This is a genomic window from Halopseudomonas sp. MFKK-1 (assembly GCF_027474385.1).
Taxonomy (GTDB): domain Bacteria; phylum Pseudomonadota; class Gammaproteobacteria; order Pseudomonadales; family Pseudomonadaceae; genus Halopseudomonas; species Halopseudomonas aestusnigri.
Genome location: NZ_CP114836.1, coordinates 386,180 through 403,586, shown reverse-complemented (window position 1 = coordinate 403,586; position 17,407 = coordinate 386,180). Strand labels below are relative to the sequence as shown.

17 protein-coding genes and 1 tRNA gene are annotated in these 17,407 nt (G+C 61.0%); 16 read left to right on the top strand and 2 right to left on the bottom strand.

The features are described 5' to 3' along the window. Positions 1 to 34: 34 nt before the first annotated feature. Positions 35 to 121: transfer RNA gene (locus O5O48_RS01790), tRNA-Leu, on the bottom strand. A gap of 153 nt (positions 122 to 274) precedes the next feature. Between O5O48_RS01790 and queA the strand changes: the two genes are divergently transcribed. The 5 genes from queA to secF are packed head-to-tail and all read left to right on the top strand — an operon-like array spanning position 275 to position 5,693. Then, the gene (gene queA, locus O5O48_RS01785; RefSeq protein WP_269688000.1) at positions 275 to 1,324 is read left to right on the top strand and encodes a tRNA preQ1(34) S-adenosylmethionine ribosyltransferase-isomerase QueA; all 1,050 of its coding nucleotides are present in this window, start codon (positions 275 to 277) and stop codon (positions 1,322 to 1,324) included. Positions 1,325 to 1,329: 5 nt separating this feature from the next. Further along, positions 1,330 to 2,448, top strand: coding sequence for a tRNA guanosine(34) transglycosylase Tgt (tgt, locus tag O5O48_RS01780; RefSeq protein ID WP_228247515.1), 1,119 nt, complete (start codon positions 1,330 to 1,332; stop codon positions 2,446 to 2,448). A 58-nt stretch (positions 2,449 to 2,506) separates the two neighbouring features. Beyond that, positions 2,507 to 2,839, top strand: a complete 333-nt coding sequence (yajC, locus tag O5O48_RS01775; protein ID WP_088274707.1) for a preprotein translocase subunit YajC — start codon at positions 2,507 to 2,509, stop codon at positions 2,837 to 2,839. Positions 2,840 to 2,899: 60 nt separating this feature from the next. Further along, on the top strand, positions 2,900 to 4,768 hold the full coding sequence (gene secD / locus O5O48_RS01770) for a protein translocase subunit SecD (protein ID WP_269687999.1): 1,869 nt from the start codon (positions 2,900 to 2,902) through the stop codon (positions 4,766 to 4,768). A gap of 10 nt (positions 4,769 to 4,778) precedes the next feature. Further along, positions 4,779 to 5,693, top strand: coding sequence for a protein translocase subunit SecF (gene secF, locus O5O48_RS01765; protein WP_228247500.1), 915 nt, complete (start codon positions 4,779 to 4,781; stop codon positions 5,691 to 5,693). A gap of 245 nt (positions 5,694 to 5,938) precedes the next feature. On the opposite strand, the gene suhB is transcribed toward secF, so the two are convergent. Then, the gene (gene suhB / locus O5O48_RS01760) at positions 5,939 to 6,754 is read right to left on the bottom strand and encodes an inositol monophosphatase family protein (RefSeq protein ID WP_228247499.1); all 816 of its coding nucleotides are present in this window, start codon (positions 6,752 to 6,754) and stop codon (positions 5,939 to 5,941) included. Between the two features lie 135 nt (positions 6,755 to 6,889). On the opposite strand from suhB, the gene trmJ reads away from it, so the two are divergent. The 11 genes from trmJ (at position 6,890) to bamB (ending at position 17,369) form a co-directional block, all read left to right on the top strand. Beyond that, positions 6,890 to 7,669 carry a tRNA (cytosine(32)/uridine(32)-2'-O)-methyltransferase TrmJ gene (gene trmJ, locus O5O48_RS01755; RefSeq protein WP_269687998.1) on the top strand — a complete coding sequence of 260 codons (780 nt, stop codon included), beginning with the start codon at positions 6,890 to 6,892 and terminating at the stop codon, positions 7,667 to 7,669. A 2-nt stretch (positions 7,670 to 7,671) separates the two neighbouring features. Further along, positions 7,672 to 8,487, top strand: coding sequence for a serine O-acetyltransferase (gene cysE, locus O5O48_RS01750; RefSeq protein WP_228247497.1), 816 nt, complete (start codon positions 7,672 to 7,674; stop codon positions 8,485 to 8,487). Between the two features lie 11 nt (positions 8,488 to 8,498). After that, entirely contained in the window at positions 8,499 to 9,650 is a 1,152-nt protein-coding gene (locus O5O48_RS01745; RefSeq protein WP_269687997.1) for an IscS subfamily cysteine desulfurase, read from the top strand. Positions 9,651 to 9,762: 112 nt separating this feature from the next. Next, positions 9,763 to 10,188 (top strand): nucleoside-diphosphate kinase, encoded by a 426-nt coding sequence (ndk, locus tag O5O48_RS01740; protein WP_088274719.1) that lies wholly within the window; start codon positions 9,763 to 9,765, stop codon positions 10,186 to 10,188. A gap of 39 nt (positions 10,189 to 10,227) precedes the next feature. Continuing rightward, complete coding sequence (rlmN, locus tag O5O48_RS01735; RefSeq protein ID WP_269687996.1) at positions 10,228 to 11,385, top strand: 23S rRNA (adenine(2503)-C(2))-methyltransferase RlmN; 1,158 nt, start codon at positions 10,228 to 10,230, stop codon at positions 11,383 to 11,385. A 27-nt stretch (positions 11,386 to 11,412) separates the two neighbouring features. Beyond that, positions 11,413 to 12,168 carry a type IV pilus biogenesis/stability protein PilW gene (gene pilW, locus O5O48_RS01730; protein WP_269687995.1) on the top strand — a complete coding sequence of 252 codons (756 nt, stop codon included), beginning with the start codon at positions 11,413 to 11,415 and terminating at the stop codon, positions 12,166 to 12,168. 29 nt (positions 12,169 to 12,197) lie between these two features. Continuing rightward, on the top strand, positions 12,198 to 13,109 hold the full coding sequence (locus O5O48_RS01725; protein ID WP_269687994.1) for a RodZ domain-containing protein: 912 nt from the start codon (positions 12,198 to 12,200) through the stop codon (positions 13,107 to 13,109). A 14-nt stretch (positions 13,110 to 13,123) separates the two neighbouring features. Further along, a complete protein-coding gene (ispG, locus tag O5O48_RS01720; RefSeq protein WP_088274725.1) occupies positions 13,124 to 14,236 on the top strand; it encodes a flavodoxin-dependent (E)-4-hydroxy-3-methylbut-2-enyl-diphosphate synthase in 1,113 nt (370 codons plus the stop codon). Positions 14,237 to 14,288: 52 nt separating this feature from the next. After that, on the top strand, positions 14,289 to 15,539 hold the full coding sequence (gene hisS, locus O5O48_RS01715; protein ID WP_269688657.1) for a histidine--tRNA ligase: 1,251 nt from the start codon (positions 14,289 to 14,291) through the stop codon (positions 15,537 to 15,539). 40 nt (positions 15,540 to 15,579) lie between these two features. Continuing rightward, positions 15,580 to 16,224, top strand: coding sequence for a YfgM family protein (locus O5O48_RS01710; protein ID WP_269687993.1), 645 nt, complete (start codon positions 15,580 to 15,582; stop codon positions 16,222 to 16,224). 8 nt (positions 16,225 to 16,232) lie between these two features. Further along, complete coding sequence (gene bamB / locus O5O48_RS01705; RefSeq protein ID WP_228247513.1) at positions 16,233 to 17,369, top strand: outer membrane protein assembly factor BamB; 1,137 nt, start codon at positions 16,233 to 16,235, stop codon at positions 17,367 to 17,369. Positions 17,370 to 17,407: the final 38 nt, after the last annotated feature.

The window sequence follows — 17,407 nt, the reverse complement described above, 5'->3', positions numbered from 1 at the left end:
GAGAATGTGTTGAAATCCATTCGTTGGGAACGAATGGTGCCCCGAGGGAGAATCGAACTCCCACTCTGTCACCAGAAACGGATTTTGAATCCGCCGCGTCTACCAATTCCGCCATCGGGGCAATGCAGGTGCGTACGAGCGTACGCTGGCTGGCGCGGAGTATACGGAGCCCGAACGGTCTCGGTCAATCCTGTGCGCGCTGGCTGATCGCCGTGGCAGCGGTTTTCGGCTACCATAGCGCCCTTTCCCAGGTAACTCCGGACTTCCTTAGCGCATGCGTCTCAGTGACTTTCATTTCGACCTGCCCGATGAGCTGATCGCACGGCATCCGCTGGCCGAGCGGCGCGCCAGTCGGTTGTTGTGCCTCGACGGGCCGACCGGCCAGCTGGCTCACCGTCAATTTGTCGATCTGCTCGAGTATCTGCGCCCCGGCGATTTGATGGTGTTCAACAATACCCGGGTAATTCCGGCCCGCCTGTTTGGTCGCAAGGAGACCGGCGGTGCGCTGGAAGTGCTGGTTGAACGAGTAGTCGACGAGTTTCGGGTGCTGGCGCACATTCGTTCCAGCAAATCCCCCAAGCCGGGCAGCCGTATCCTGATCGATGGTGGCGCCGAGGCCGAGATGGTGGCACGCCATGATGCGCTGTTCGAGCTGCGTTTTGCCGAGCCGGTATTGCCGTTGCTGCAGCGGGTCGGTCACATGCCGCTGCCGCCCTACATCGATCGCCCTGATGACGAGGCGGACCGCGAGCGCTATCAGACGGTGTATGCAAAGCGCGAAGGTGCCGTAGCGGCGCCGACCGCCGGGCTGCATTTCGACCGACCGCTGCTCGATGCCATCGCCGAGTTGGGCGTGGAGACGGCGGAGGTCACCCTGCATGTCGGCGCGGGTACGTTCCAGCCTGTGCGGGTCGACAAGATCGAAGAGCACGTCATGCATCAGGAGTGGCTGGAGGTTGCGCCCGAGGTCGTGGCTGCGGTCGAGGCCTGCAAGGCGCGCGGCGGGCGGGTGATCGCGGTGGGTACCACCAGTGTGCGCTCGCTCGAGTCGGCTGCTCGCGATGGCGTGCTCAAACCGTTCAGTGGCGACACGGACATCTTTCTGTATCCGGGCAAGCCGTTTCATGTGGTGGACGCGCTGGTCACCAACTTCCACTTGCCCGAGTCGACCCTGCTGATGCTGGTGTCGGCGTTTGCCGGTTATCCCGAGGCCATGGCTGCCTATCGTGCAGCGGTGGCCGAAAAGTACCGTTTTTTCAGTTACGGTGATGCGATGTTCATCACCCGCAATCCGGCCCCGACCGGGCCTGAGGTATCGTCATGAGTCACATGTCCTTTGAACTGCTTGCCACCGATGGCAGGGCGCGCCGTGGTCGGCTGACCTTCCCCCGCGGGGTGGTCGAGACGCCGGCCTTTATGCCGGTGGGTACCTACGGTACGGTGAAGGGCATGCTGCCGCGCGATATCGAGGCGATCGGTGCGCAGATCATTCTCGGCAATACCTTCCATCTGTGGCTGCGCCCGGGGACCGAGGTGATCCGCAGGCACGGTGACCTGCACGATTTCATGCAATGGCAGGGGCCGATTCTGACCGACTCCGGCGGCTTTCAGGTATTCAGTCTGGGTGCCATGCGCAAGATCAAGGAGGAGGGGGTGTACTTCTCCTCGCCGGTTGATGGTGCCAAGGTGTTCATGGGGCCGGAAGAATCCATGCAGGTGCAGCGCGCGCTGGGTTCGGACATCGTCATGATCTTTGATGAGTGCACGCCCTATCCGGCGGATCTGGATACTGCTCGTCGCTCGATGGAACTGTCGCTGCGCTGGGCCAAGCGCTCCAAGCAGGCCCACGGCGATAATCCGTCAGCGCTGTTCGGCATCATTCAGGGCGGTATGCACGAAGAGTTGCGGCTGCGCTCGCTGGAAGGGTTGAGCGAGATCGGGTTTGATGGGCTGGCGATTGGTGGTCTGTCGGTCGGCGAGCCGAAGGAAGAAATGATCCGCGTGCTGGATTTTCTGCCGGGCCACATGCCGCCGGAAAAACCCCGTTACCTGATGGGAGTAGGCAAACCCGAGGATCTGGTAGAAGGTGTGCGCCGCGGCGTGGACATGTTCGACTGCGTGATGCCCAGCCGCAATGCGCGCAACGGGCACCTGTTCACCGAGGCGGGCGTGATCAAGATCCGCAACGCGGTACATCGCCACGATGAGTCGCCGCTGGATCCGGCCTGTGATTGCTACACCTGCCAGCACTTCTCCCGCGCCTATCTGCATCACCTGGACAAGTGCGGCGAAATGCTCGGCAGCATGCTCAATACCATCCATAACCTGCGGCATTATCAGCGGCTTATGGCAGGTTTGCGCGGTGCCATTCAACAGGGTACATTGACCGCCTTTGTGGAAAACTTCTACGCCAAACTGGGCCGGCCGGTACCGCCGCTTGAGCCTTGAATGGCGGCCGGAGCGCCCCCATAACCGATTTTTCGCAGTTCAATAACAGGAGCGTCACATGAGCTTTTTCATCCCCGCCGCCATGGCACAGTCTGCAGGTGGCGCCGCACCGGCGGGTACCGGTTTTGAGTGGATTTTTCTGATCGGCTTCGTGGTCATCTTCTATCTGATGATCTGGCGCCCCCAGGCCAAGCGTGCCAAAGAGCACAAGAACCTGCTGGCGGGCCTGTCGACCGGTGATGAAGTAGTAACCGGTGGCGGCATTCTGGGCAAGGTCAAGAAAGTGACCGACGAGTTCGTCGTGCTGGAAGTGGGTGATAGCCAGGAACTGAAATTCCAGAAAGGCTCCATTGTTGCTGTCCTGCCCAAGGGCACGCTGAAAGCCATCTAATTACCTCGCAGACCCCGTTCCGGGCGCCATCAGGCGCCCGGACTGCTATCAGGCCCTGATATGCTCAACCGTTATCCCCTCTGGAAATACCTGCTGATCGTGACCGTGCTTGCACTGGGCGTGATCTATGCGTTGCCGAACCTTTATCCCGACGACCCTGCCATTCAGATCTCCGGCGCCAGCTCCACTCAGGTCATCGATCAGGCTGATCTTGACCGCATCGAGCAGGCGCTGGCTGCAGCCAATCTGCCGACCAAGGGCACCGAACTGGGTGCCAACGGCCGCTCCGGCCTGGTGCGTCTGGTTAATCGCAGTGATCAGTTGAAGGCGCAGGATGTTGTCCGTGACGCGCTCGGCGCGCGCTATGTTGTGGCGCAAAACCTGGCGCAGACCACGCCGGACTGGCTGTCTGCAATTGGGGCTGGCCCCATGACACTGGGTCTGGACCTGTCCGGTGGTGTGCACTTTCTGCTGCAGGTCGACATGGACAAGGCCATCGAGTCTCGGGTCAATGTCTACCAGAGTGAGCTGCGGGGCCTGATGCGCACTGAGGGGATTCGCTATCGCAGTCTGCCGACCCAGGGCAACACCCTGCAGTTCGGCTTTGCCGACGAAGACCAGCGCAGTGAAGCCCGTCGCCTGATTGCCGGCAAGTACAATCAATTTGTGACTGCCAATGCCGAACTCAAGGATCAGGCTGTATTGCAGCTGACCCTGTCCGAGGCCGAAGTGGCCGCGATTCGCGATTACGCGGTGCAGCAGAACCTGACTACCGTGCGTAACCGGGTCAATGAGCTGGGGGTGGCCGAGCCGCTGGTGCAGCGTCAGGGCGCCAACCGTATCGTAGTGGAGTTGCCGGGCGTGCAGGATACCGCTGAGGCCAAGCGGGTTCTGGGCAAGACCGCCAACCTGGAGTTTCGTCTGGCGGCCGAGCCTGATGCGCCGCGCGCAACCACCGAGTCCTTTGCCTTCCGCAGCGCAGAGGGGCGTACGGCCGACGTTGAGCGCAGCATCATCATTACCGGTGACCAGGTCACCGACGCCCGTTCCAACTACGACGAGAACGGTCGCCCGCAGGTCAATATCAACCTCGACAGCCACGGCGGCGAGTTGATGAACCGTGCCACCCGCAGCAATATCGGTCGGGGCATGGCGGTGCTGTTCATTGAACAGCGGCAGGTCAACCGCAAGGTTATGCAGGAAGTTGATGGTGTGATGCAGGAGGTCGAGATTCCGGCGTTCGTCGAGGAAAAATCGATTATCAGCCTGGCCACCATCCAGAGCGCGCTGGGCAATCAGTTCCGCATCACCGGTCTGGACTCGCCGGCTGAGGCCTCCGAACTGGCGCTGCTGCTGCGCGCTGGTGGTCTGGCGGCGCCGATGCACTTCGTTGAAGAGCGTACGATCGGCCCGAGCCTGGGGGCAGAGAATATCGCCAAGGGTGTGACTGCCACTCAGGTCGGCTTTGCCCTGGTGCTGGTGTTCATGGTGCTGGTCTATCGCGCCTTTGGTGTGTTTGCCGGTATCGCATTGAGCTTTAACCTGGTGCTGCTCCTGGCGCTGATGTCGATGCTCGGTGCCACTCTGACCCTGCCGGGCATTGCCGGTATCGTGCTGACGCTGGGTATGGCGGTGGATGCCAACGTGCTGATCTTCTCCCGTATCAAGGAAGAGGTCGCCAACGGCATGTCGCCACAGCGTGCGGTGCATGAAGGCTTTGACAAGGCATTTTCAGCCATCGTGGACGGTAACCTGACTACCCTGTTGGTCGGGGTCATTCTGTTTGCCATGGGCTCCGGTCCGATCAAGGGCTTCGCCGTAACCCTGTCGCTGGGGATTGTGACCTCCATGTTCAGTGCCATCATGGTGACTCGCGCTTTGGTCAATCTGACCGTTGGCGGTCGCGACATCAAAAAGCTCTGGCTGTGAGGAAACACCGATGAACATTCGTAAAACCATTAATTTCCTCCGCCTGCGCAAGTTCTTCTATGTGGTTGCCGTTGCGCTGATGCTGGCGTCGGTCGGCAGCCTGGCGGTCAAGCAGTTGAACCTGGGTCTGGACTTCACCGGCGGTGCGCTGGTGGAGCTGAACTACAGCGAGGCGGCGGATCTTGAAGCCATTCGCGCCACGCTGCGCGAGAATGGCTGGGGCGATGCCGTGGTGCAAAACTTCGGTGCCTCTACCGACGTGCTGATCCGTCTGCCCAGCGATGACCCGAATCTGGGTAACCAGGTGGCCCAGATGATCAAGACCACCGATGGCAGTGATGTATCGGTCAAGCGGGTCGAGTTTATCGGTCCGCAGGTGGGTGAAGAGCTGCGTGATCAGGGCGGTCTGGGTATGCTGGTGGCGATCGCCGGTATCCTGCTGTATGTCTCTCTGCGCTTCCAGATGAAGTTCGCGGTGGCGGCGATTCTGGCGCTGGTCCACGACGTGATCTTTACCCTCGGGGTGTTCTCGTTTTTCGGGATTTCGTTCGACTTGACGGTGCTCGCGGCGATTCTGGCAGTGATCGGCTACTCGTTGAACGACACCATCGTGGTGTTCGACCGGGTGCGTGAGAACATGCGTCTGATGCGTCAGACCGAGCTCACTGACATCATCAACATCTCGACCACCCAGACGCTCGGTCGAACCATGGCTACCTCGTTCTCGACCATTTTGGTGCTGCTGGCGCTGTTCTGGTTCGGTGGTGAAAATATCCACGGCTTTGCCACGGCGCTGCTGATCGGTGTGGGTGTGGGTACCTATTCCTCCATCTATATCGCCGGTGGCCTGCTGGTGACCATGAAACTCACCCGGGATGATCTCATCCCGCCGCAGGTGGAAGAAGCGGTCGACGATAGGCCCTGAGCGCCGGCTTCGCCGGCGCAGCGGCAAGCCTCAAGAGGTAAGCTTCAAGCCGCAAGCTACAAGCGGCAAGAAAACCCGCGTCGGAACTGAATCCGGCGCGGGTTTTTTTGTTTTGGGTTGGCTTGAAGCTTACGGCTTGTAGCTTGCAGCTCAAAAAAAGGCCCACACCGGTCAGGATGTGGGCCTTTTTGTTCTGCCCCGTACGGCCAGCTTGCCGCTTGAGGCTTGCAGCTTGCGACTGGGTGTTACATTTTCATCCCGGGCGTCAGGTGCGGCTGGATGGCGGTCAGCACGGCCTTGAAGCACTTGGGGTTGCCCGCGACGATGTGGCCCTTGTCGAGGAACTGGTGGCCGCCGCTGAAGTCGCTGACCAGGCCGCCGGCTTCCTGGATCAGCAGGGCGCCGGCTGCCATGTCCCACTCGGCCAGGCCAAATTCCCAGAAGGCATCGAAGCGGCCGGCGGCAACATAGGCCAGGTCCAGGCTGGCAGCGCCTGCGCGGCGAATGCCGGCCGTCTGGCCGACCAGGCTGCGGAACATGCCGAGGTAGTTATCCAGCGAGTCGACCTGATTGGCCCGGAACGGGAAGCCGGTGCCGAGCAGGGCGCCTTCCAGTGACTTGCGGTTGCTGACGCGCAGGCGGCGACCGTTCAGTGCTGCGCCACGGCCACGGCTGGCGGTGAATTCTTCCTGACGAATGGGGTCCAGAATGACGGCATGCTCAATGCGGCCCTTGACCCGGCAGGCGATGCTGACGGCGAAATGCGGTACGCCGCGAATGAAGTTGGTGGTGCCGTCCAGCGGGTCGATGATCCAGACGGTGTCGGCGCCGTCGCCGTGGCCGGGCTGGAAGCCGCTCTCTTCTGCCTGGATGCTGTGATCCGGATAGGCTTTGCGCAACTGGCTGATGATCGCCTGCTCGGCGGCGCGGTCGACTTCCGAAACATAATCGCGCGCGTCCTTTTCGTCCACGGCGAGCACATCGAGGCGTTCCATGGAACGGTAAATGAGCTCTCCTGCGCTGCGCGCGGCACGCAGGGCGATGTTCAGCATAGGCTGCATATGGGGTATGTCTCTGTCGGAAGATGAAAAGCCGGACATTGTAGCAGAGTTGAAAATGAACAGAAATGCGTCATGGCTATCAGGTCGCAGCTTTTGTAAGATGCAGGGTCCCATTTTTGGCTTGAAGGTGTCGCTGTGCTGAAGAACGTGCGTGTGGTGTTGGTCAACACCAGTCATCCTGGCAACATCGGCGGCGCCGCTCGGGCCATGAAGAATATGGGATTGTCCGAGCTGGTGCTGGTTGATCCCGAGCGCTTCCCCGATCCTGATGCGGTTTCTCGCGCCTCAGGTGCGGACGATGTGCTGGCCAATGCAAGAATTGTCGCAACGCTGGAAGAAGCCATCGCCGATTGCTCGCTGGTGCTCGGCACCAGTGCTCGCGATCGCCGCATTCCCTGGCCGGTGCTGGATCCGCGTGAATCCGCTGACAAGGTGCTGGATCAGCTGGAGCAGGTTGCGGACGCGCAGATCGCGCTGGTATTTGGTCGTGAGGACTCCGGTCTGACCACCGATGAGCTGCAGCGTTGCCAGTATCATGTGCATATTCCCTCGATGCCGGACTTCAGCTCGCTGAATCTGGCGGCAGCCGTGCAGGTGCTGGCCTACGAGCTGCGTATGCAAAGTCTGCAGCGCGAAGGCGCGCCGACCAAGATGCACAAGGTCGAAACCACCGCTGTTTTCAACGAGATTCCGGCGACCGCAGGCGAGCTGGAGCAGTTTTATCAGCATCTGGAGCAGGTGCTGGTTGAAATCGGCTTCCACGACCCTCAGAAACCACGGCAGCTGATGCCGCGCTTGCGCCGCCTGTACGGGCGGGTCCATTTGAATCGAATGGAGATGAACATCCTGCGCGGCATCCTGACCGAAACCCAGAAGGCCGTCGGCGTCAAAGCAGCCGGCGAGCGGAGAACCTGACCATGTTTGATCGCATGAAAGAAGATATCGCCAGTGTATTCCACCGTGACCCTGCCGCGCGCAACACGCTGGAAGTGCTGACCTGTTATCCCGGCTTGCATGCGGTCTGGTTGCATCGGGTGTCGCACGCTCTTTGGGTGCGCCGTGCCTACCTTTTGGCGCGCATGCTGTCGCACTTCGCCCGCTGGCTGACCGGCATCGAGATTCATCCCGGAGCCAAGATAGGTCGTCGCTTCTTTATTGATCACGGCTTTGGTGTGGTGATTGGTGAAACCACCGAGATAGGCAATGACGTTACGCTGTATCAGGGTGTAACGCTGGGTGGTACCAGCTGGGATCAGGGCAAGCGTCACCCGACGCTGGAGGACGGCGTCGTTGTCGGCGCCGGTGCCAAGGTGCTGGGGCCGTTTACCGTTGGTGCCGGAGCCAAGATTGGCTCCAATGCTGTTGTAACCAAGGCAGTGCCGGCTGGTGCGACCGCGGTCGGCATTCCCGGGCGCATTATTCCGAAGGACCCGGAGCCTTCCGCCGAGTGCGAGCAGCAGGCCAATCGTCAGGCCATGGCGGAAAAGCTCGGCTTCGATGCCTATGGCGTCAGTCGCGATATGCCGGATCCGGTGGCACGTGCTATCGGGCAGATGCTGGATCATATGCACGCGGTAGACAGCCGTCTCGAGGGCATGTGCAAGGCATTGAGTGAGCTGGGCAGTGATTATTGCGCCAAGGAGCTGCCGGCGCTTGGTGGTGAGGATTTTGATCTGCTCAAGGATGACGAGACGGATGTGGCGGCAACCGATGCCACTACTGAGAAGCCTTGACGGAGTTGCTGATGAATCAGCCGATTTACCTGGATTACGCTGCTACAACGCCGGTTGACCCGCGGGTCGCCGAGAAGATGGTGGCGTGCCTGACCATGGATGGCAATTTTGCCAATCCGGCTTCGCGCTCCCATGTCTATGGCTGGAAAGCGGAAGAGGCGGTTGAGAACGCGCGTCGTCAGGTCGCGGACCTGGTGGGTGCCGACCCGCGCGAGATTGTCTGGACCTCCGGCGCTACCGAGTCGGACAACCTGGCCATCAAGGGTATGGCGCATGCCTTGCAGGCCAGAGGGCGCCATCTGATTACCTCGAAGATCGAACACAAGGCGGTGATTGACTGCTTCAAGGTGCTTGAGCAGGAAGGCTTTGAGGTCACCTGGCTTGAGCCGGGGGCGGCGGGTGTCATTACGCCCGAGCAATTGCGTGCGGCGCTGCGCGAAGACACCGTGCTGGTATCGCTGATGCACGTTAATAACGAGATCGGTACGATCAACGATATTCAGGCCCTGGGTGAGGTTGCCCATGCCGCCGGGGCGGTGTTTCATGTCGATGCGGCGCAGTCGACCGGCAAGCTGGCAATCGACCTGCAGACTCTGCCGGTTGATCTGATGTCCTTCAGCGCCCACAAGACCTATGGGCCAAAAGGCATCGGTGCGCTGTTTGCACGCCGAGGCCTGACGCCCAAGCCGCAGGCGCAGATGCATGGTGGTGGTCACGAGCGCGGGCTGCGCTCCGGTACCCTGGCGACCCATCAGATCGTGGGTATGGGCGAAGCCTTCGAGCTGGCCGGCAAGCTGATGAAAGACGAGGGGGCGCGAATTGCCGCTCTGCATGACGCGCTGCTCAAGGGCCTGGCCGGGCTGGACGGCGTCAGCCTCAACGGCAGCGCGGAACAGCGGGTGCCGCACAACCTCAATCTGGCCTTCGCTGGCGTTGACGGTGAGTTGCTGTTGCTCGCACTCAAGGATTTGGCGTTGTCGACCGGCTCCGCCTGTACCTCTGCCGCGGTCGAGCCCTCTTATGTGCTGCGCGGGATTGGTCTGAGCGACGAGCTGGCGCACAGTTCCATTCGTCTGTCGCTCGGGCGCTTCACCTCTGAGCAGGACGTGCAGCGGGCTGCCGAAATCATTTGTCAGGTGGTAACGCGCCTGCGTGCCGGCTGACGGTTTGCCGTCAGCTACGCTGCTGTTATCTATTTGTCTTTAACCTGCGTATAATCCGCAGGTTAACCATCTTTTGTAATTCTATTCTGTAACTACCTCTCTGGAGAGTTTTATGGCCGTTGAACGTACCCTGTCCATCATCAAGCCCGATGCCGTTGCCAAAAACGTCATTGGTCAGATCCTGACCCGTTTCGAGCAGGCTGGTCTGCGCGTTGTTGCTGCCAAGATGGTTCAGCTGTCCCAGGCCGATGCCGAAGGCTTCTACGCCGAGCACAAAGAGCGTCCTTTCTTCAAGGATCTGGTTGGCTTCATGACTTCTGGTCCGGTTGTTGTTCAGGTTCTGGAAGGCGAAGGCGCCGTTCTGAAAAACCGTGAACTGATGGGCGCTACCAACCCGAAAGAAGCCGCTGCCGGTACCATCCGCGCCGACTTCGCCGAGTCCATCGATGCCAACGCGGTTCACGGCTCCGACTCCACCACTTCCGCTGCGCGCGAAGTGGCCTACTTCTTCGCCGAAACCGAACTCTGCCCGCGCTAAGGCCGGGTCGGGTTATCTCAGCCGAGTGATGTGATCGCCATGACCGATACCACCAGCAAGACCAATCTGCTGGGTCTGACACAGCAGAAACTGGAAGCTTTCTTCGAAGGATTGGGAGAAAAGCGTTTTCGTGCCGGCCAGGTCATGAAATGGATGCATCACTATGGCGTGGACAACTTCGATGACATGACCAATATCGGCAAGGCCCTGCGCGAGAAGCTCAAGGCCACCGCCGAAATTCGCGGTCCCGAGGTTGTCAGCGAAGATATTTCCCGCGACGGCACACGCAAGTGGGTCGTCCGGGTTGCCTCGGGCAGTTGCGTCGAGACGGTGTACATTCCGCAAAACGGGCGCGGCACCCTGTGTGTGTCGTCTCAGGCGGGCTGTGCGCTAGATTGCAGCTTCTGCTCGACCGGCAAACAGGGCTTCAACAGCGATCTGACCGTGGCCGAAATCATTGGCCAGGTGTGGATTGCCAGCAAGTCCTTCGGTTCCGTTCCTGCTACCGCCGATCGTGCGGTCACCAACGTGGTGATGATGGGCATGGGCGAACCGCTACTGAATTTTGACAACGTTGTGGACGCCATGACGTTGATGATGGACGATCTCGGTTACGGTATCTCCAAGCGCAAGGTGACGCTGTCTACCTCCGGGGTAGTACCGATGATCGAGAAGCTCGCCGAGAAGGTGGACGTTGCCCTGGCGCTGTCGCTGCACGCGCCGAATAACGCCTTGCGCAACCAGTTGGTGCCGCTGAACAAGAAGTATCCGCTGGAAGTCTTGCTGCCGGCCTGCAAAAGTTACATCGCCGGGCTTGGCGAGAAGCGCTCGCTGACGGTCGAGTACACCCTGCTCAAAGGGGTCAACGACCAGCCCGAGCATGCGGCCGAAATGATCGAGCTGCTGCGCGATATTCCGTGCAAGATCAATTTGATCCCGTTCAATCCCTTCCCGCATTCCGGCTACGAGCGGCCGAGCAACAACGCCATTCGCCGGTTTCAGGACATGTTGCACCAGGCCGGTTACAACGTCACGGTGCGCACCACGCGTGGGGAAGATATCGATGCGGCCTGCGGGCAACTGGTCGGGCAGGTTATGGATCGCACCCGCCGAAGCGAGCGCTACATTGCGGTACGCCAGTTGGCAACAGACGCAACCGAGACCGCGCCGTCCGAGACGCGGCACACTGCAGGTTAATCACTCAGGCCGGAAAAGGATGTTGACATGAGCAAGCCAAGCGCCGCGATCTTGATCTTCTGTCTGCTGCTGGCGGGCTGTGTCAGCACGGGGCAAAACAGCCGCAAGGTCGATCCGGCCGCCGCCCGCGATGCTTACGTTCAGCTCGGTATCGGTTATCTGCAGAAAGGGGAAACCGAACGTGCCAAGCAGCCGCTGAGTGAAGCGCTGAAGCTGGACCCCCGCTCGGCATCGGCGAATATGGTGCTGGCGCTGGTATTCCAGCAGGAAGGCGAGTACGACGCTGCCGAAAAGCACTTTCGGACTGCGCTTGCCAGTGAGCCGGAGAACGCCCGGCTGCTGAATAATTACGGTGCGTTTCTGCTTGACCGCGAGCGCTACCAGGAAGCTCTCGAGTATTTCAACAAGGCCGCAGCCGATACGCTTTACAGCGAACGCTCGCGCGTATTCGAGAACCTGGGTATCGCCTATCTGCGCATGGGTAATATCGATGCCGCCCGCGAGAATCTCGAGCGCTCCCTGCGGCTGAACATCCGCCAGCCGCGTGCGTTGCTTGAGCTGGCGCAGATCGAGTTTGCTGAAGGCAACTTTGTGCCCGCGTGGAATCACTATCGTCGCTTCGACCAGTTGTCCGAGCAGAATGCCGCCAGCCTCTGGCTGGGTGTGCGCCTGGCGCGTCGATTCGAGGATCACAGCAAGGCTGCCAGCTATGCGCTGCAGCTCAAACGTCTCTATCCCAACAGTCCTGAAGCCCGCGCGCTTGTGGAGTCCGAAAAGTCATGAGTTCCGAGCGTCATGATGCAGCAGCAGACATGGCAGAACCAAACACCCTGCGTAACCCTGGTGAAACCCTGCGCGAGGCCCGTGAAGCTCGCGGCCTGAGCATCGCCGAGGTTGCCCTGGAGCTGAAAATCTCGCGTCAGGCGGTAGAGCACATCGAAGCAGGCCGGTTCGACCGCTTGCCCGGTGATACCTTTACCCGCGGCTACATACGCAGTTATGCGCGGCTGATGGGGCTGGACCCCAACCGGCTCGCCGTTGAATTCGATCGGCATCGTGGTATCGAGGTACGCGAGCGTCCGGTCAGTTCTATCGCCCGGGTCCAGATGCCGAATGGGTCTGGGCGGTCCATCATGCGCTGGAGCACCCTGCTGATTGTGCTGGTGCTGATGGCCTCGGCATGGTGGTGGTACGAAGCCGGCCGCCCTGTCTCCGAGCCGTTGCCGCCGATGGAAGAACTGGAGTCCGAGTTGCTGCTGGACGATGTCGAGGTCGATGCCATGACGTTGCCCGAGGCAATTGCCGAGCAGACAGAGGCGCTGCCCGCCGACTTGCTGGCCCCTGAGCCTGAAGCGCCGGCTGCCGACCCGCTCGCGACCGAGGCGGTTGCGGATGCGGCGGAGGCGCCTCAGGAAGCGACCCTGGTTGCGGATGCACAGACTGAGGTGGTCGCTCCCGTCGAGGAGCCTGCAGCCGTCGAGGGGCGTGGCCTGCAGTTGAGTGTGGCCGCCGATTGCTGGGTGCAGGTCAGTGCCGTCGACGGCCAGGTCCTGCACAGTGGCCTGTTGCGCGATGGCCAGGCGCTGGACATTGATCACGCAGGTCCGTTGAACCTGGTGATCGGCGACCGCAGTGCGGTCACCACCATTCGCTTTCAGGGTAACCCCGTAACGTTGCCGCCGCAGAGCCAGTCCGGTGTCGTCCGGCTGCGTCTGGGCGAGTAAGAGGTCAGTCAGTTATGCAGCATGAGTCGCCGGTCAAACGTCGTGTCTCCCGGCAGATCAAGGTGGGTTCGGTACTGGTAGGTGGTGATGCGCCGATTTCGGTACAGAGCATGACCAACACCGAAACCTGTGATGTGGCCGCTACCGTCGAACAGATTCGGCGGCTGGAAGCGGTTGGTGCCGATATCGTGCGGGTCTCGGTGCCGAGCATGGAGGCTGCCGAGGCCTTTGGTGAAATCCGCAAGCAGGTCGGTATCGCGCTGGTCGCCGATATTCACTTTGACTACAAGATTGCCCTGCGGGTCGCTGATCTGGGTGTTGATTGTCTGCGCATCAACCCGGGCAACATCGGCCGGGAAGACCGGGTCAAGGCCGTGGTCGACGCCGCGCGCCACAATGGCATTCCGATTCGTATCGGGGTTAATGCTGGCTCGCTGGAAAAGGATCTGCAGAAGAAATACGGCGAACCGACTCCGGCGGCGCTGGTGGAATCGGCGCTGCGCCACGTCGAGCACCTTGATCGCCTGGATTTCCAGGATTTCAAGGTCAGCGTCAAGGCGTCCGACGTCTTCATGGCGGTTGATGCCTACCGCCTGCTGGCCAGGCAGATCGAGCAGCCGCTGCATCTGGGGATTACCGAGGCGGGTGGCCTGCGCTCGGGCACGGTGAAGTCGGCGGTCGGTCTGGGTATGTTGCTGGCCGAAGGCATTGGCGACACTATCCGCATCTCGCTGGCGGCCGACCCGGTGGAGGAGATTCGCGTCGGCTTCGACATTCTGAAGTCGCTGCGCCTGCGTTCGCGCGGTATCAATTTCATTGCCTGCCCGAGCTGCTCACGCCAGAACTTCGATGTGGTCAAGACCATGAACGAGCTGGAAGCGCGCCTCGACGACGTGCTGACACCGCTGGATGTTGCGGTTATCGGCTGTGTCGTCAACGGTCCGGGCGAAGCCAAGGAGGCCGACATCGGCCTGACCGGTGGCTCGCCGAACAACCTGATCTATCAGGACGGCAAGCCAGACCAGAAGGTGGATAACGCCGAGCTGGTCGACCGGCTGGAAAAAATGATTCGAGATAAAGTGGCTGCCAAACAGGCGCTGGATGCCAACACCATCGCCCGCGGTTGAGCGGTCAGGTAATAGGAAACAGACTTTGAAGACCCTGCAAGCCGTTCGCGGCATGAACGATGTGCTGCCCGAAGACAGCGCCCTGTGGCAGTACTTTGAGCGCACTGTTGCTGACCTGTTGACCACCTACGGTTACCAGCAGGTACGTATGCCGATTGTCGAGCCGACCGAGCTGTTCAAACGCTCCATCGGCGAAGTGACCGACATCGTCGAGAAAGAAATGTACACCTTCGAGGACCGTAATGGTGACTCGCTGACCCTGCGCCCGGAAGGCACCGCAGGCTGCGTGCGCGCCATGCTGCAGCACGGTCTGCTCGGGGGCGGTGTTGCCCAGAAGGTCTGGTACAACGGCCCGATGTTCCGTCACGAGCGTCCGCAAAAGGGCCGCTATCGCCAGTTTCACCAGATCGGCGTGGAAACCTTCAACCTGACCGGTCCGGACATCGATGCCGAGCTGATCGTGCTGTCCTGGCGGCTGTGGCAGCGTCTGGGTATCAGTAATGCGGTCAAGCTGGAGCTGAACAGCCTGGGCAGTGCGGAAGACCGTGCCCGCTACCGCGATGATCTGGTTGCCTATCTGCAGGCGCGATTTGATCAGTTGGATGAGGATAGCCAGCGCCGACTTGCCAGCAACCCGCTGCGCATCCTCGACAGCAAGGTGCCGGAGACCCAGGCCCTGCTGACAGACGCGCCGAAGCTGGCCGACTACCTCAACGACGAGGCACGCGCTCACTTCGACGGCCTGCGTGCACTGCTGGACGAAGTTGGCATCCCTTACGTAATCAATCCCAAACTGGTGCGCGGGCTGGACTACTACGGCCTGACGGTGTTCGAATGGGTGACTGACCAGCTTGGTGCCCAGGGTACCGTCTGCGCCGGTGGCCGTTACGACGGCCTGGTAACCCAGCTGGGCGGCAAGCCGGCCCCGGCTGTGGGGTTTGCCATGGGTATCGAGCGGCTGTTGCTGCTGATCGAGACGCTTGGTTGCGTGCCCGCCGAACTGGCCCGTCAGGTGGATGTCTATCTCGTCACCCTGGGCGATGTGGCTGCCAGGGCGGGACTGCGTCTGGCCGAGCAGCTGCGCGATGCGCTGCCGTCATTGCGACTGGTCGTGCACGCTGGCGGTGGCAGCTTCAAGAGTCAGTTCAAGAAGGCCGATAAGTCCGGTGCGCTGTACGCGCTGGTGCTGGGCGAAGACGAAGTGGCTGCGCAGCAGATCGGTTTCAAACCGCTGCGCAGTGGTGAGGAGCAGGAAACCTTGAGCTGGCAGGATGTGCCGGCTCGACTGGCAGAGAGTATTTGAGCGGCGCTTGCCGTTTCTGGTTTGGCTAAGGAGTTTTAGGGTGGCTTACGAGACAGAAGAAGAACAGGTAGAGAAGCTGAAGGAACTCTGGCAGCGCCATGGTGTGCCGTTGCTCACCGGTGTGGCTATAGCCCTTGCGGGGGTGTTTGGCTGGAATGCCTGGCAGAACTATCAGCAGGGCCAGGCGCAGGGCGCTTCAACCCTTTACCAGACCATGCTCGAATCCGTACTGAGCAGTGACAGCGAGGCGTCGCGTGCGCGCGCAGCGGAACTGGCTACCCAACTGCGTAAAGACTATTCCAGCACCCGTTATGCCGACTATGCTGCTTTGATGCAGGCGCGCCTGGCGGTTGAGGCGAGTGACTATCCTGTTGCCGAGAAGCACTTGCGTGAGCTGGTAGACACCAGCAAGGATGCGGCGCTGCAGGAAGTGGCGCGTCAGCGTCTGGCGCGGGTTCTGGCTCAACAGGAGCGTGCCGAAGAAGGCCTGGCGCTGTTCGCCTCACCGGTCGAAGGTTCCGAATTGAAGGCGGGCCGCGAAGAGGTGCGGGGCGACCTGCTGCTTGCCCTGGGTCGCAAGTCGGAAGCCCGGGCGGCCTACCAGGCGGCCATTGAGGCGCTCGAGGATGCATCCGCGCGTCCGCAACTGCAATTGAAGCTGGATGATCTGGCGGAGGAAGCCTAGTGAAAGTGATGTCCCGTTATCTGGTGCTGGGTCTGGCCGCTGCATTGATGGTCGGTTGCAGCAGCTCCGGCAAGAAGGAATTGCCTCCGGCCGATCTGGAAAAGTTTGATGCCGAGGTTCAGTTGGACCGTGTCTGGAAGCGCAACATCGGCGTAGGTCAGGGCGATCTGTACAACAACCTGACCCCGGCCCTTGATGGTTTGACCCTGTACGCTGCCGACGCCGAAGGGCGGGTTGTCGCATTGAATCGCGAAGATGGCGACGAGAAGTGGGAAGTCAAACTCAAGGCGCCCCTGTCTGGTGCTGTTGGTGCCGGCGGTGGTCTGGTCATTGTCGGTACCCTCGATGGTCAGGTGATCGCCCTGGACGAGAACGACGGCAGCGAGAAGTGGCGCGCGCAGGCTTCCAGCGAAGTGCTGGCGCCGCCGCAGACCAACGGAGACGTGGTCGTCGTGCAGACGCAGGATGACAAACTGGTTGCCCTGGATATCAGCAGCGGCGAGCGTCGCTGGATCTATGAATCCTCGCTGCCGGTGCTGACCGTGCGCGGCCACAGCACGCCGATCGTTGGCGTGCGTCAGGTCTTCGCCGGCATGGCCAGCGGCAAGGTCGTTGCGCTGGCAGCCGATACCGGCATTCCCCTCTGGGAGCAGCGCGTCGCGCAGCCCAAGGGGCGTTCCGAGCTGGAGCGTATGGTCGACATCGACGGCCAACTGCTGCTGGTTGATCAGCGCCTTTATGTTGTGTCCTATCAGGGCAGCGTGGCCGCACTGGATGCCCAGACCGGGCAGCCGCTGTGGGAGCATCCGGCCTCCAGCTATGTTGGTCCCGGCGCGGGCTTCGGCAGTGTGTATGTCAGTGAAACCAGCGGCACCGTGCAGGCGCTTGACGCCGGTAGTGCTCGCGAGCTGTGGAGCAACGAATCGCTTGCTCGCCGCCAGCTGACGGCACCGGTTGCCTTCAGCAACTATGTTGCGGTAGGTGACTTCGAAGGCTATCTGCACCTGTTGGCCCAGACTGACGGTCGCATGGCCGGTCGCGTCAAGGTCGATGGCGACGGTCTGCGTGCCAGCCCGCTGGTGATCGGTGATCTGCTGTTCGTCTACGGCAATAGCGGCGATCTGGCAGCCTACAAGCTGAAGTAGGCCGAAAAGCGGTTATACTTTCCCGGCCGTTACACAGT